Below are 13,271 nucleotides of genomic sequence, written 5' to 3'. Positions count from 1 at the left end.
CTCTGTTTATGCTTTTGTCTGGCCGTAATAGGCGTGTTTGCCGTGCTTGCGCTGGTAGTGCTTCTCCAGCAGATAATCGGGCAGGGGGCGGGCCGCAGGGTTGATCTGGCCGGTGAGCCAGGCCATGCGGGCCACCTCTTCCAGCACCACGGCGTTGTGTACCGCATCCTCGGCGCTCTTGCCCCAGCTGAAGGGGCCGTGGTTGGCCACCAGTACCCCCGGCATGGTGAGAATGGGGGTCTGTCTGAGGGTCTCGACGATGAGATGACCGGTCAGCCCCTCGTAATCCTCCTCGACCTCGCCCGGGGTGAGCAGGCGAGAGCAGGGGATCTCGCCGTGAAAGTAGTCGGCCTGGGTGGTGCCGAAAATGGGGATGGCGCGCCCCGCCTGGGCCCAGGCGGTGGCGTGGGTGGAGTGGGTGTGCACCACGCCGCCAAGCTCCGGATAGGCGCGATAGAGCACCAGGTGGGTGGCGGTGTCGGAGGAGGGGCGCAAGGCGCCTTCCACCTGCTTGCCGGCCAGATCCAGCACCACCATGTCTTCGAGCAGCATCCGCTCATAACTGACGCCGCTTGGCTTTATCACCACCAGATTGCGCTCTCTGTCGATGCCGCTGACATTGCCCCAGGTGAAGGTCACCAGCTCGTGGCGCGGCAGATCCAGGTTGGCGACGAGCACCTGCTCCTTGAGCATCTTGAGGTTCATGCCGGTACTCCCCGGTTGTAGAGCGGCTCGGCGGCAGCGCCCCAGGCGAGGTAGCGCTGGTAGAGGCGCTCGTATTCGGCGACCCGCTCGGGGTTGGGCTGGTGGGTGCGCTCCACGGCGCTCGCCATGTGGTGCTGGGCCTTGGCCACATCAGGATGGATCCCGGCCGCCACGGCGGCAAAGATGGCCGCCCCCAGGGCGCAGCACTGATCCGAGGCCACCACCTGGATGGGGCGATTCATCACGTCGCTGCAGGTCTGCATCACGGTGGCCGACTTGCGGGCTATGCCGCCAAGGGTGATCACCTGCTCCACCGGCACCTGCTGACTGGTCATGCACTCCATGATGCTGCGGGCCCCGAAGGCGGTGGAGGCCAACAGGGCACCGAACAGATCGGGGGCATCGGTGCCGAGGTTGAGCCCGGTGAGGGTGCCCTGCAGGCGCTGGTTGGCGTAGGGGGTGCGGCGGCCGTTGAACCAGTCGAGCACCACCGGTAGATGGGCGAGGTCCCGCTGCTGCTCCCAGGCGGCGGCGAGGCTTGGCAGCAGCTCCCGCTTGTGGGCCTCGATGGCGGTGCGAAGCTCGGGATACTGGGCGGCGAGGCTATCAAGCGGCCAGCCGAGCTGGCGCTGATACCAGGCATAGATGTCGCCGAACGCCGATTGTCCCGCTTCCAGCCCCACCATGCCCGGCACCACGCTGCCGTCCACCTGGCCGCAGATCCCGGCAATGGCGCGATCGCCTATGGTGGCCTCATCGGCGATCAGGATGTCGCAGGTGGAGGTGCCTATCACCTTGACCAGCGCATTGTTGCCGGCCCCGGCCCCCACCGCCCCCATGTGGCAGTCGAAGGCGCCGCCCGCGATCACCACCTCGCAGGAGAGGTGCAGCCGCTCCGCCCACTCCGGGGTCAGGGTGCCGACCGGCAGATCGGCGGTCCAGCTGTCGGTAAAGAGGGGGAAGTCGAGATCCTCCGTCAACAGGGGATCCAGGGCATTGAGGAAGTCGGCGGGGGGCAGGCCGCCCCAGCTCGGGTGCCAGAGGGACTTGTGGCCGGCGGCGCAGCGCCCGCGCCGGATGTCGGCCGGGGCCTGAGTGCCGCTCAGGATGGCGGGCACCCAGTCGCACAGCTCGACCCAGTTGCAGGCGGCGGCGCGCACCGCGGCATCGGCGCGGGAGACGTGCAGTATCTTGGCCCAGAACCACTCGGAGGAGTAGATGCCGCCGATGTAGCGGCTGTAGTCGGGGAACCGGCCGCCGTGGCACAGCGCCGTGATGGCCTCCGCCTCCTCGATGGCGGTGTGATCCTTCCACAGCACGAACATGGCGTTGGGGTTGTCGGCAAACTCCGGACGCAGGGCCAGCACGCGCCCCTCTCTGTCGATGGGGGCAGGGGTGGAGCCTGTGCTGTCCACCCCTATGCCGCGCACGGCGGTGCGCTGGGCCGGGGTGAGCTGGCTCACCACAGCCACCACCGCCTGCTCCATGGACTCCAGATAGTCGAGGGGGTGGTGGCGGAACTGGTTGTTGACCGGCTGGCAGTAGTGGCCTGCCTGCCAGCGCGGGTAATAGACGACCTGGGTCGCCAGCTCGGCGCCGTCCTGGCAGCGCACGGCGAGTGCCCTGACCGAGTCGCTGCCGAAATCGAGTCCGATGACGATGTGCTCGGACCTGGGGTGCTCAGACATAAGTGCTCCTGACCATCAATGAGGGGTGACTGGGGAGGAACCATAGGAGATGGGCAGGAGGGGCGGTTAGCCATTGGCTGCTGGAAATATGGATTTTAACGCTGTCAGTGCGAGAGGGTGACGGCTCTCGAAAATTCAATATGTAACGATTTTGCTAAAGATATAGACAAAATGGCTGCAATCTCATGGCGTGATCCTGCTCTCCATTTTTCCATGTGAAAACGATTACAACTTGGTTCGCTCATCTAGCAACAACAATAACGTCCTGTTTAAGCATGATTTAGATGGCTGTAACTTGATTGACTCAAGGGGCAGCACTGCGTGGATACATGGATTGATAGAACCGTTGGAGACATTCGCATGAACAAAATCGTTAAAGGCATGATCGCGATGGGGTTTGCCATGGGTATGGCAAATTCTGCTTTCTCGGCCGAGGCGCTGAAGCTGGGCTACCTGGTCAAGCAGCCGGAGGAGCCCTGGTTCCAGACCGAGTGGAACTTCGCCGACAAGGCGGGCAAGGATCTCGGTTTCGAGGTGATCAAGATAGCCGTCCCCGATGGGGAGAAGACCCTCAATGCCATCGACAGCCTGGCGGCCAACGGCGCCAAGGGTTTCGTCATCTGTACCCCTGACCCCAAGCTCGGGGCCGCCATCATGGCCAAGGCCAACAGCATGGATCTCAAGGTCATCACGGTGGACGACCAGTTCGTCAACGCCAAGGGCCAGCCCATGGAGCAGGTGCCCCTGGTGATGATGGCCGCCACCAAGATTGGGGAACGCCAGGGCCAGGAGCTCTACAAGGAGATGGAAAAACGTCAGTGGGACCTGAAGAGTACAGCCGTGCTCGCCATCACCGCCGACGAGCTCGACACCGCCCGTCGCCGGGTCGACGGCTCCTTGAGTGCGCTCAAGGCCGCCGGTTTCCCCGAAGGCCAGATCTACCGCTCTCCCACCAAGGCCAACGACATTCCGGGGGCCCTGGATGCCGCCAACTCCATGCTGGTGCAGCACCCAGAGGTGAAGAACTGGCTCATCGTCGGCATGAATGACAACACTGTGCTCGGCGGTGTGCGCGCCACCGAAGGGCAGGGCTTCAAGGCCGACAACGTCATCGGCATCGGCATCAACGGGGTGGATGCGGTGAACGAGCTCTCCAAGTCCAGCGCCACCGGCTTCCTCGGCTCATTGCTGCCAAGCCCGGACGTGCACGGCTACAAGAGCATCCAGATGCTCCATGACTGGGTGGTCAACGGCGCCGAGCCTGCCAAGTTCACCGAGGTGACCGACGTGGTGCTCATCACCCGCGACAACTTCAAGGTCGAGCTGCAGAAGAAAGGTCTGTGATCGCCAATCCCTGATACCCATGCCGGCATGGCGCTCTGCGCCGTGCCGGCTGGCTGGAGTCATCTCATGAATCAAGTTCCTTATCTGGAGTTTTGCGGCATCAGCAAGGAGTTCCCCGGCGTCAAGGCGCTGCAGAACGTCTCCTTCTCCTGCCTGCAGGGCTCGGTGCACGCCCTGATGGGGGAGAACGGCGCGGGCAAATCCACCCTGCTCAAGATCCTGAGCGGCTTTCAGGCCCCCACCACAGGGGTGGTGAAGCTGGCGGGCCAGGAGAAGGTGTTTCAAGACACGGTCGATGCCCTGGAGAGCGGGATCGCCATCATCTATCAGGAGCTGCACCTGGTGCCCGAGATGAGCGTGGCGGAGAACATCTACCTCGGCCAGCTGCCCACCCGGCGCGGCGTCATCGATCGGGAGAAGCTCTATCAGGATGCGGCCAGACAGCTGGCGCGCCTCGGCATGGATGTGTCGCCGGAGACGCCGCTCAAGTACCTGTCCCTCGGGCAATGGCAGATGGTGGAGATCGCCAAGGCCCTGACCCGGGATGCCAGTGTCATCGCCTTCGACGAGCCGACCAGCAGCCTGTCGTCGCGCGAAATTGAGCAGCTGTTCAGGGTCATCCGCCAGTTGCGGGACGAGGGCAAGGTCATTCTCTATGTCTCCCACCGGATGGACGAGATCTTCGCCCTGTGCGACGCCATCACGGTATTCAAGGATGGACAGTTCGTGCGCACCTTCGCCTCCATGGCTGAGGTGGACCGGGATCTGCTGGTCAAGACCATGGTGGGACGGGAGCTGACCGACATCTACGGCTACAGCCCCAGAGCGCTCGGGGAGGTGGGCCTCAAGGTGGAGCACCTGATGGGGCCTGGCCTCAGGGCGCCCATTTCGTTCGAGGTGAAACGGGGGGAGATCCTCGGCATCTTCGGGCTGGTGGGGGCCGGTCGCAGCGAGCTGATGAAGCTCATCTTCGGTGCCGAGACGCCCCGAGGCGGCGAGATAGCGGTGTTCGGCAAGCCGGTGGTCATTCGCAATCCCATCGACGCCATTCGCAGCGGCATCATGCTCTGCACCGAAGACCGCAAGGCCCTCGGCATCATCCCCATCCACTCGGTGCAGGAGAACATCAACATCAGCGCCCGCCGCCACCAGGCGTGGGGGGGCTTCTGGATCAACCAGCAGTGGGAGGACGAGAACGCCAGGTTGCGGATCCGCGACATGCGGGTCAAGACCCCGTCCCCCCATCAGGCCATCATGAACCTCTCCGGCGGCAACCAGCAGAAGGCCATTCTGGGGCGCTGGCTCTCCGAGGACATGAAGGTGATCCTGCTCGACGAGCCGACCCGCGGCATCGACGTCGGGGCAAAGAACGAGATTTACAACGTGATTTACGATCTGGCCAAGGTGGGCATCGCCGTGGTGGTGGTCTCGAGCGAGCTGCCTGAGGTGCTGGGCATCGCAGATCGGATCATGGTCATGCGGGAGGGGGTGATAGCAGGGGAGCTATCCCACCATGAGGCCGACGAGGTCAAGGCGCTCAATCTGGCCATGCCGGCCCGTTAATCCCCCGTGACTGCAACGCGATAGCACCCGGAAACTTCAGGAGAAATACCATGACAACAACTACCTCAGCCGGTCAGGCCGCGACCGTCTCGGCGGCCAGCGGCTCTCGCCTGCAACTGGCCCGCGTCTGGGATCAATACGGCATGCTGGTGATCTTCGCCATCTTGTTCCTGCTGGCCTGCGCGCTGGTGCCCAACTTCGCCAGCCTGATCAACATGCGCGGGCTCGGGCTTGCCGTCTCCATGTCGGGCATGGTGGCCTGCGGCATGCTGTTCTGCCTCGCCTCCGGCGAGTTCGACATGTCGGTGGGCTCAGTGGTGGCCTGCTCCGGCGTCGCCTGCGCGGTCGGCATCAACGCCACCGAGAGCATCACGGTCGGCATCCTGGCCGGCATGTCGGTGGGGGTGCTGTTTGGCCTCATCAACGGCATAGTGGTGGCCAAATTCAAGATCAACGCCCTCATCACCACCCTGGCCACCATGCAGATGGCGCGCGGGGTGGGCTACATCATCTCCGACGGCAAGGCGGTGGGCATCGTCGAGGAGGGCTTCTTCGAGCTCGGCAACTCCGCCCTGCTCGGCATTCCGACCCCGGTCTGGCTGACGGCGCTCTGCTTCGTGCTCTTTGGCCTGCTGCTCAACAAGACCACCTTCGGCCGCAACACCCTGGCCATGGGGGGCAACGAGGAGGCGGCGCGCCTGGCCGGGGTCAACGTGGTGCGCACCAAGATCATCATCTTCACCATGACCGGGCTGATTGCCTCCATCGCGGGGATCATACTCGCCTCGCGCATGACCTCGGGCCAGCCCATGACCTCCATCGGCTTCGAGCTGGTGGTCATCTCCGCCTGCGTGCTGGGGGGCGTCTCCATGAAGGGGGGCATCGGCAAGATCTCCTACATCATCGCCGGGGTGCTGATTTTGGGGTTGATGGAGAACGCCATGAACCTGCTCAACATCTCCCCGTTTGCCCAGTACGTGGTGCGCGGCCTCATCCTGCTCGCCGCCGTGCTGTTCGACCGCTACAAGCAGGTGCGCAAGGCGCGCGTCTGAGCGGTTGTCCCCTCCGGCACCAGGTCGGCCCATGCTGGCCTGGTGCCTCCTTCAGGCAAGCTGTGAGCCAGTTCAATAAATTCACATCAGGCCGCTTGCGAAAATAGGTTGTTCCAACGCCGGATCTCTACAATGGCCCAAGCCGATTTTTTTACCCAAGCGCTGTTTTCCGCCATGTCCTCGATGCAAAAAGAGAAGCCGAAACAACTCAACCCCCTGTTGCCGGGCTACGCCTTCGACGTCTTCCTGGTCTCGGGCATGACCCCCATCGAGCAGGGGAGCGCCCTCGACTTCATCATCGACCGGCCCCAGGGGATGAAAGGCTTCATCGTCAACCTGACCATCAGGGGCAAGGGGCAGATCTTTCAGGGGGATCAGGCCTTCACCGTGGAGCCAGGGGACCTGCTGCTGTTTCCGCCCGCGGCGGTGCACCATTACGGCCGGGCGCCGGATGCCCGGGAGTGGTATCACCGCTGGGTCTATTTCCGGCCGCGGGCCTACTGGGCCGACTGGCTCAAGTGGCCCCAGGTGACGGAGCGGGTGGGGCGACTGCAGTTGGCGGACGCCGGCTTGCTCGCCGAATTCGACGCCCTCTTCCTCGACATCGAAGAGACCCACCAGCAGCTGAGGCCCATGTCGGAACAGCTCGCCATGAACCTGCTTGAGCGGCTGCTGATTCGCTGTTACGAGGCCTCGTCCCTCAGTGCCTATCCCACCCTAGATCACAGAGTTCACCAGGCGTGCCAGATCCTGAGCGAATCGCTCTGCGCCGAGATCTCGGTGGAGGCATTGGCGGAGCAGGTGTTTTTGTCCCCTTCACGGCTGGCCCACCTGTTTCGCGAGCAGGTGGGGGTGAGCATAGTGCGCTGGCGCGAGGATCAGCGGATCATGCGGGCCAAGCTGCTGCTGCAGACCACCCCCATGTCGGTGGCCACCATAGGCCAGCAGGTGGGCTATGACGATCAGCTCTACTTCTCGCGGGTGTTCAGGAAACGGGTCGGGGTCAGCCCCACCGAATACCGCAAGTGCGCCACCCCGTTGTGAGAAGAACCCAGAGATGACAAAGCCCTCATGATGAGGGCTTGTTTATTTGGGGGCCTGGACTCAGAGCGCCGCCATGGCCTCACGGACCAGGGCGCCTATCTTGTCCCACTCCTGTTTCTCGATGAGATCCGCCGGGACCATCCAGGTACCGCCGCAGGCAAACACAGATCCTTGCGCCAGATAATCCTTCACGTTGGCGGGGCTGACGCCCCCGGTCGGCATGAAGCGAACCGGGTAGACGGCGCTCATGGCCTTGAGCATGGGGAGACCGCCGGAGGGTTCAGCCGGGAAGAACTTGAGGGCGCGAAGGCCCAGCTCCATCGCCTGCTCGACCAGGCTGGGGTTGTTGACCCCCGGGATCATCAGCACGCCGCGCGCCTGGCAATACTGGACGATGCGCGGGTTGAGGCCGGGGCTGACGATGAAGTCCACCCCGGCGTCTATGGCCTGATCCACCTGGGCCGTGGTGAGGACGGTGCCGGCCCCGATGATCATCTCGGGGAAAGCGGCACGCAGCTGACGGATGGCCTCGGCCGCCGCCGGGGTGCGGAAGGTGATCTCGGCGCTCGGCATGCCGTTGTCCATCAGGGCTTGGCCCAGGGCCACGGCGTCGTCGGCGTTCTGGATGGCGATGACGGGGATGATCTTCAGGGTCGAGAGTGTTTCAAGCAAGGTTGACATGGGTTGCCTCAGCAGTGGGAAGGGGGGGGGGGTTGGCATCGCCGAGCCGGGAATGATGGCCCCGCGATGCTGGATGACGGTGCCGGCCAGCAGGTGGGCATGGTGGGCCGCCTCACTGGCCGCGCGCCCGGCGAGCCGCGTGGCGAGGTAGCCGGCGCTGAAGGAGTCGCCGGCGGCCGTGGTGTCGATCACTCGCTCCCTGGCCAGTGACATGGCAGGCACTTCGTCCTGCCGCTCGCCTTGCACTATGAGGCAGGGTTCGGCGCCACGCTTGATGACGATCTCGCCGACCCCGAGCCCCAGGGTGCGTGCCAGGGTCTGGGCCTCCTGGCTGTCGCCCCACAGGGAAAACTCGTCGTCCAGGGTCAGGAAGGCGATGTCGGTCAGCGCCAGCATGGCGCGGTAGGCCTGTTGCGCCGCCTCCTTGCTTTCCCACAGCCGGGGGCGGTAGTTGTTGTCAAAGGCGATCTTCACACCGGCTGCCCGGCACAAGGCCAGATGCTGCAGCAGGCTGGCCCGATCGGCGGGGGGGAGGATGGCGAGGCTGATGCCGCTCAAATAGAGCCAGTCAACGTGCTGCAACTGCTGGCAGATAGATCCGGCGTGTTCGCCCTGCAACCAGTAGCGGGCGGCGGCATCATTGCGCCAGTAATGGAAGGTGCGCTCGCCCCGGGCATCGGTCTCGATGAGATAGAGGCCGGGCAGTTTGTGCTCCAGCCTCTGTACCAGCTCGGTGTGCACCCCTTCCTGCTGCCACTGGGTCAGCATGGCGTCGCTCATGGTGTCGGTGCCAAGGGCAGTGACATAGAAGACGGCCAGCTCGGGGCTGGTACGGGCCAGGTAGACGGCGGTGTTGAGGGTGTCCCCTCCAAAATGACGCACTATGCCCGCCTTGCTCTCGGATAGTTCGATCATGCACTCGCCAATGACGGCAATCTTGGTCGGCATATGCCCTCCCGTGTTGATGACGCCGTCATTATATTTAATGCGCCATCCGCATCAAATAAAATAAAACATCATTTCATAAAAATGTCGTGTGGCCCCTCTATGGGGCTGACGGTGCGATCCTGACGTCGGGGGGTGGGTATGGCATGGCAGCCGTGCCGCCCGGTTGCAAGGGTTGTGGCGTCGGTCAGTCGGGTCTGTGACCTCATCGGCAATGATGCAGAGTCTGGGCGTTGCCCCTTTGAAACACACCCATGGCTATGATTGGGCTTGCGTTTCAAATACACTGAAACGATGGAGCTTATAAGGAGAACCCTATGTCAGTGGTAGATACCTCGCCAGATTCCGTTTCATCCGTCCTGAAGGTCTTTGGCATCCTGCAGGCGCTGGGGGAGCAGAAAGAGATTGGCGTCACCGAGTTGTCCCAGCGGATCATGATGTCGAAGAGTACCGTCTATCGCTTCTTGCAGACCATGAAGACCCTGGGTTATGTCAATCAGGAGGGGGAGTCCGACAAGTACACCCTGAGCCTGAAGCTGTTCGAACTCGGCGGCAAGGCCCTGGAGCACCAGGAGCTGATCCCCATCGCGGATACCCAGATGCATCGTCTGGGCAAGCTGACCAAGGAGACCCTGCACCTGGGGGCCCTCGACGAGGACAGCATCGTCTATCTGCACAAGGTAGACTCCGAGTACAACCTGCGGATGTACTCCCGCATAGGTCGCCGTCGCCCGCTCTACAGCACCGCCCTTGGCAAGGTGATGATGGCCTGGTTGCCCGAGGACGAGGTGCGCGGCATGCTGGCCAATGTGAGCTTTGAGCGCTTTACCGAGCACACCCTGACCGACATCGACGCCTTGCTGGCCCAATTGGTCCTGGTGCGCGAGCAGGGTTACGCGGAAGACAACGAAGAGATGGAGCCGGGCCTGCGCTGCTTCGCCGTGCCCATCTACAGCCGCATGGGGCGCATCATCGCCGGGCTCTCCCTGTCGCTACCCCTGGTGCGTTTCAGTGAAGAGAACAAGGAGGAGCTGGTGGGCTTGCTGCACGAGGCTGCCGCCCGCATCTCGGCCGAACTCGGTTTTCACGATTATCCATTCCGGACCAGGTAACAGGGGATGAGCCGCGGCGGCCTGCTGCGTGCTTTCTCGAACCAAGCCGGGAGCGGGACTGTCTGACCGCAGTTCCGCCCCCGGCTTTTTTGTCCCTTGTCGTGCTCGCCCGGGCACCACCAGGGTTTATCCCTGTGGCGTGCTCACGCATCTCCCCTGTCGCCGCGCTTTGTAGAGGCCGAGGATGAGGTGGCCGTTGACGATGAAAAAGCTGCCCTCCAGCAAGATGCCTCCCCATGATCCCGCCCAGATGTTGTGGACAAGCCAGCAGACTGTGCTGCTCAGCATGCACAGCCGCAGCGCCATGCCTTCTAGCCGAAACAGGGCGTAGGTGCTCAAGGTGGTGCCGAGCAGCGTCAACAGCTGGATGGGATGTATGACCTTGGGCATCACCAATAGCCAGGTCAGTCCCAGAAAAAACAGCATCACACCTAGGCCGCGATAATAGCCGGAGACCCAGGTCCGTACCGCACAGAGCAGGCAGTTGATGGCGGCGGCCGTGGCGCCGAGCAACATGAAATGGGCTGTGAGGAGTGCGCCGTTGAGGGTCAGGTGCAGCCGCAGTTTACTGTCCTGAGATTGCCGGAAGGCGGTGATACCTATGGCACAGGCGAGCAGGCCAAGCAGCTGGGCCAGGGGGTCGAGCGACATTGAATGGATCCCGAGACGAGATGAACGAAAAAAGGCGCCTGATGGCGCCTTTTGTATGGGCTAAGGGTTAGCGGGCCAGCCAGCCACCGTCGACGGCAATGGTGTATCCGTTGATGTAGTCGGAGGCGGGGGAGGCCAGGAAGACCACGGGGCCCATCATGTCATCCGGCACCCCCCAGCGTCCGGCCGGGATCCGCTCCAGGATGGCGGCGTTGCGATCCTCATCGGCGCGCAGGGCCGTGGTGTTGTTGGTGGCCATGTAGCCGGGGGCGATGGCGTTGACGTTGACGCCCTGGCTGGCCCACTCGTTGGCCAGCAGGCGGGTGATCCCCATGACGCCGCTCTTGGAGGCGGTGTATGAGGGGACTCGAATGCCGCCCTGATAGGAGAGCATGGAGGCGATGTTGACTATCTTGCCGCCCCGGCCCTGGGCCATGAACTGCCTGGCCACCGCCTGGGACATGAAGAAGACGCTCTTGATGTTGATGTTCATCACGTCGTCCCAGTCCTTCTCGCTGAAGTTGATGGCGTCGTCGCGGCGGATGATGCCGGCGTTGTTGACCAGGATGTCGACGCGGCCGAAGCGGGAGACCGCCTGATCCACCAGGGCGGGCAGGGTATCCACCTTGCTGACATCGGCCTTGAGGCTCAGGAACTGGCGCCCGAGCGCCTCCACCTTGGCGATGGTGTCCGTGGGCTCGACGATGTTGATGCCGACGATGTCACAGCCAGCTTCGGCCAGACCGAGCGCCATGCCCTGGCCGAGGCCGGTGTCACAACCGGTCACGATGGCAACCTTACCCTTCAAATCGAATGCATTGAGAATCATCTTGTTTCCTCTGCTGCCACCGGACGTGGCAGGCATGATGGGGGAAAACGGGCAGTGCACACTGCCCGGCAAAGAACGGGGATCAGCGCAGATCCCTGACGGCCACATGATCCATGTCGCCGAACACCTGGTTTTCGCCGACCATGCCCCAGATAAAGGTGTAGGCCTGGGTGCCGACACCGGAGTGGATGGACCAGCTGGGGGAGATCACCGCCTGCTCGTTGTGGACCAGCAGATGACGGGTCTCGTCCGGCTTGCCCATCATGTGGAACACGGCGGCATCCTCTTGCATGTTGAAGTAGAAGTAGACCTCCATGCGGCGCTCGTGGGTGTGGCAGGGCATGGTATTCCACAGGCTGCCCTCTTCCAGCTGGGTCAAGCCCATCACCAGTTGGCAGGTCGGCAGCACGTCCGGCACCAGGTACTTGTAGATGGTACGGCGGTTGCTGGTGGCCGCGTCTCCCAGGGTGACCGGTGAGGCTTCTGCCCGGGTGACCTTGCGGGTCGGGAAGCTCACATGGGCCGGGGCGCTGTTGTAGTAAAACTTGGCAGGCTGTGCGGCGTCGACGCTGGCGAAGCTCAGCTCGCGGGCACCCTGGCCCACATAGAGCGCCTCGGCCTTGCCTACTTCATAGGCAGTGCCATCCACCACCACCAGGCCCGGGCCGCCGATATTGATAAGCCCCAGCTCGCGGCGCTCGAGGAAATAGCTGACGCCGAAGGTCTTGCCCAGCTCGTCCGAGAAGGCGAGGGGGCCCTGAATTGGCATGATGCCGCCGAACACGATGCGGTCGATGTGGCTGTAGGTCATGGTCAGCCGATCGGCGCTGAAGATCTCTTCCACCAGAAACTCACGGCGCAGGCCCTGAGTGTCCAGCTGCCTGGCATGATCGCTGTGAATGCTTTGACGAATTTGCATGGTTAACCTCGATGAGCGCCGCAGGTTGGCAGTCGCGTTGTCTGTAGTGTCAATAATGATAACAAGTGAAAAATAAAAATCAAAACACTGTTTTGTATTTTTATTTGTTGAGATTAAACTTCCTGCCCGGTGTGGCTCATGGCCGTGCCGGGCCCGTGAAACCGGGCCACAAATCCCTTTGCCGCACCAGAAGACGCGCGCGGCCAAGAGTGGCTGCCACCCTCCGGGTGGCGGCGACAGGACATTCGTTGCCAATCTCATTCAATAACAGGTCTATCAATGAACAAGTGTGCTTCATCCAATCGAATCATCATGCTGGCCGGGGTGGCTGCCCTGAGCACGGTTCTGTTTGCCTTCGATACCGCCACCCTCGGGCTCTGTGCGGCCTTCCTGACCACGGGATCCTTTTCCCTGCAGGTGTTCGACATCCTCAAGACGCGGGAAACCAAGGCGATCTCCACCAAGATGTACCTGGTCTTCATCAGCGGTCTGCTGCTCTGGCTGACCTATGGCCTGAAGTCCGGCGATACCCCCCTCATCATGGCCAATGGCATCACACTGCTGCTGGCCAGCGCCGTCATGGTGCTGAAGTGGAGCAATGAGCGGGCCTGATCCCGGGGTGCCAGGGAGGCCATCCACCCATGGGGATGGCCATCTGGCGCCAAGCTGTGCCCTCCTTGTCCGCACTCAGCACCCTCCCTTTGGTTGATGAACCAGGCGGCGCCCCGGGCGCCGTTT

Annotated in this window: 12 protein-coding genes; 6 read left to right on the top strand and 6 right to left on the bottom strand. The window is 62.9% G+C overall.

Translation table 11 applies throughout. The features are described from left to right. Positions 1 to 6: 6 nt before the first annotated feature. Together AC1IN8_RS02445 and AC1IN8_RS02440 are read right to left on the bottom strand one after the other, a co-directional pair. The gene (locus AC1IN8_RS02445; protein WP_139435359.1) at positions 7 to 705 is read right to left on the bottom strand and encodes an L-ribulose-5-phosphate 4-epimerase; all 699 of its coding nucleotides are present in this window, start codon (positions 703 to 705) and stop codon (positions 7 to 9) included. Next, complete coding sequence (locus AC1IN8_RS02440) at positions 702 to 2,393, bottom strand: ribulokinase (RefSeq protein ID WP_479757922.1); 1,692 nt, start codon at positions 2,391 to 2,393, stop codon at positions 702 to 704. Before AC1IN8_RS02440 ends, AC1IN8_RS02445 begins: the two co-directional genes overlap by 4 nt. A 360-nt stretch (positions 2,394 to 2,753) precedes the next feature. Between AC1IN8_RS02440 and AC1IN8_RS02435 the strand changes: the two genes are divergently transcribed. The 4 genes from AC1IN8_RS02435 to araC all read left to right on the top strand — a co-directional run bounded on the left by AC1IN8_RS02435 (position 2,754) and on the right by araC (position 7,396). Further along, positions 2,754 to 3,737 (top strand): arabinose ABC transporter substrate-binding protein, encoded by a 984-nt coding sequence (locus tag AC1IN8_RS02435; RefSeq protein WP_479757921.1) that lies wholly within the window; start codon positions 2,754 to 2,756, stop codon positions 3,735 to 3,737. Between the two features lie 66 nt (positions 3,738 to 3,803). Continuing rightward, a complete protein-coding gene (araG, locus tag AC1IN8_RS02430) occupies positions 3,804 to 5,300 on the top strand; it encodes an L-arabinose ABC transporter ATP-binding protein AraG (RefSeq protein WP_479757920.1) in 1,497 nt (498 codons plus the stop codon). A gap of 50 nt (positions 5,301 to 5,350) precedes the next feature. Further along, positions 5,351 to 6,352 carry an L-arabinose ABC transporter permease AraH gene (araH, locus tag AC1IN8_RS02425; protein ID WP_139435367.1) on the top strand — a complete coding sequence of 334 codons (1,002 nt, stop codon included), beginning with the start codon at positions 5,351 to 5,353 and terminating at the stop codon, positions 6,350 to 6,352. Between the two features lie 132 nt (positions 6,353 to 6,484). Continuing rightward, positions 6,485 to 7,396: an arabinose operon transcriptional regulator AraC gene (gene araC / locus AC1IN8_RS02420; protein WP_479757919.1), complete on the top strand. Its 912-nt coding sequence runs from the start codon at positions 6,485 to 6,487 to the stop codon at positions 7,394 to 7,396. Between the two features lie 60 nt (positions 7,397 to 7,456). On the opposite strand, the gene kdgK is transcribed toward araC, so the two are convergent. Beyond that, on the bottom strand, positions 7,457 to 9,025 hold the full coding sequence (gene kdgK / locus AC1IN8_RS02415) for a 2-dehydro-3-deoxygluconokinase (protein WP_479757918.1): 1,569 nt from the start codon (positions 9,023 to 9,025) through the stop codon (positions 7,457 to 7,459). A gap of 314 nt (positions 9,026 to 9,339) precedes the next feature. Here kdgK and kdgR point away from each other — a divergent pair, with 314 nt between their 5' ends. Next, positions 9,340 to 10,134, top strand: a complete 795-nt coding sequence (gene kdgR / locus AC1IN8_RS02410) for a DNA-binding transcriptional regulator KdgR (RefSeq protein ID WP_139435373.1) — start codon at positions 9,340 to 9,342, stop codon at positions 10,132 to 10,134. A gap of 126 nt (positions 10,135 to 10,260) precedes the next feature. Here the strand turns inward: kdgR and AC1IN8_RS02405 are convergent, their stop codons facing one another. From AC1IN8_RS02405 to kduI, 3 genes are all read right to left on the bottom strand, one after another. Continuing rightward, on the bottom strand, positions 10,261 to 10,785 hold the full coding sequence (locus AC1IN8_RS02405) for a YgjV family protein (protein ID WP_479757917.1): 525 nt from the start codon (positions 10,783 to 10,785) through the stop codon (positions 10,261 to 10,263). Positions 10,786 to 10,852: 67 nt separating this feature from the next. Next, positions 10,853 to 11,614: a 2-dehydro-3-deoxy-D-gluconate 5-dehydrogenase KduD gene (kduD, locus tag AC1IN8_RS02400; protein WP_319916901.1), complete on the bottom strand. Its 762-nt coding sequence runs from the start codon at positions 11,612 to 11,614 to the stop codon at positions 10,853 to 10,855. Positions 11,615 to 11,696: 82 nt separating this feature from the next. Beyond that, positions 11,697 to 12,533 (bottom strand): 5-dehydro-4-deoxy-D-glucuronate isomerase, encoded by an 837-nt coding sequence (gene kduI, locus AC1IN8_RS02395; RefSeq protein ID WP_479757916.1) that lies wholly within the window; start codon positions 12,531 to 12,533, stop codon positions 11,697 to 11,699. Between the two features lie 279 nt (positions 12,534 to 12,812). Between kduI and AC1IN8_RS02390 the strand changes: the two genes are divergently transcribed. Further along, positions 12,813 to 13,145, top strand: a complete 333-nt coding sequence (locus AC1IN8_RS02390) for a SemiSWEET family sugar transporter (protein WP_479757914.1) — start codon at positions 12,813 to 12,815, stop codon at positions 13,143 to 13,145. The last annotated feature ends 126 nt before the right edge of the window (positions 13,146 to 13,271 follow it).

It is taken from the genome of Aeromonas sp. 130281 (genome assembly GCF_056642115.1).
Note: the sequence above shows the minus strand (reverse complement) of the source record. Positions and strands in the feature narration are given on the sequence as shown.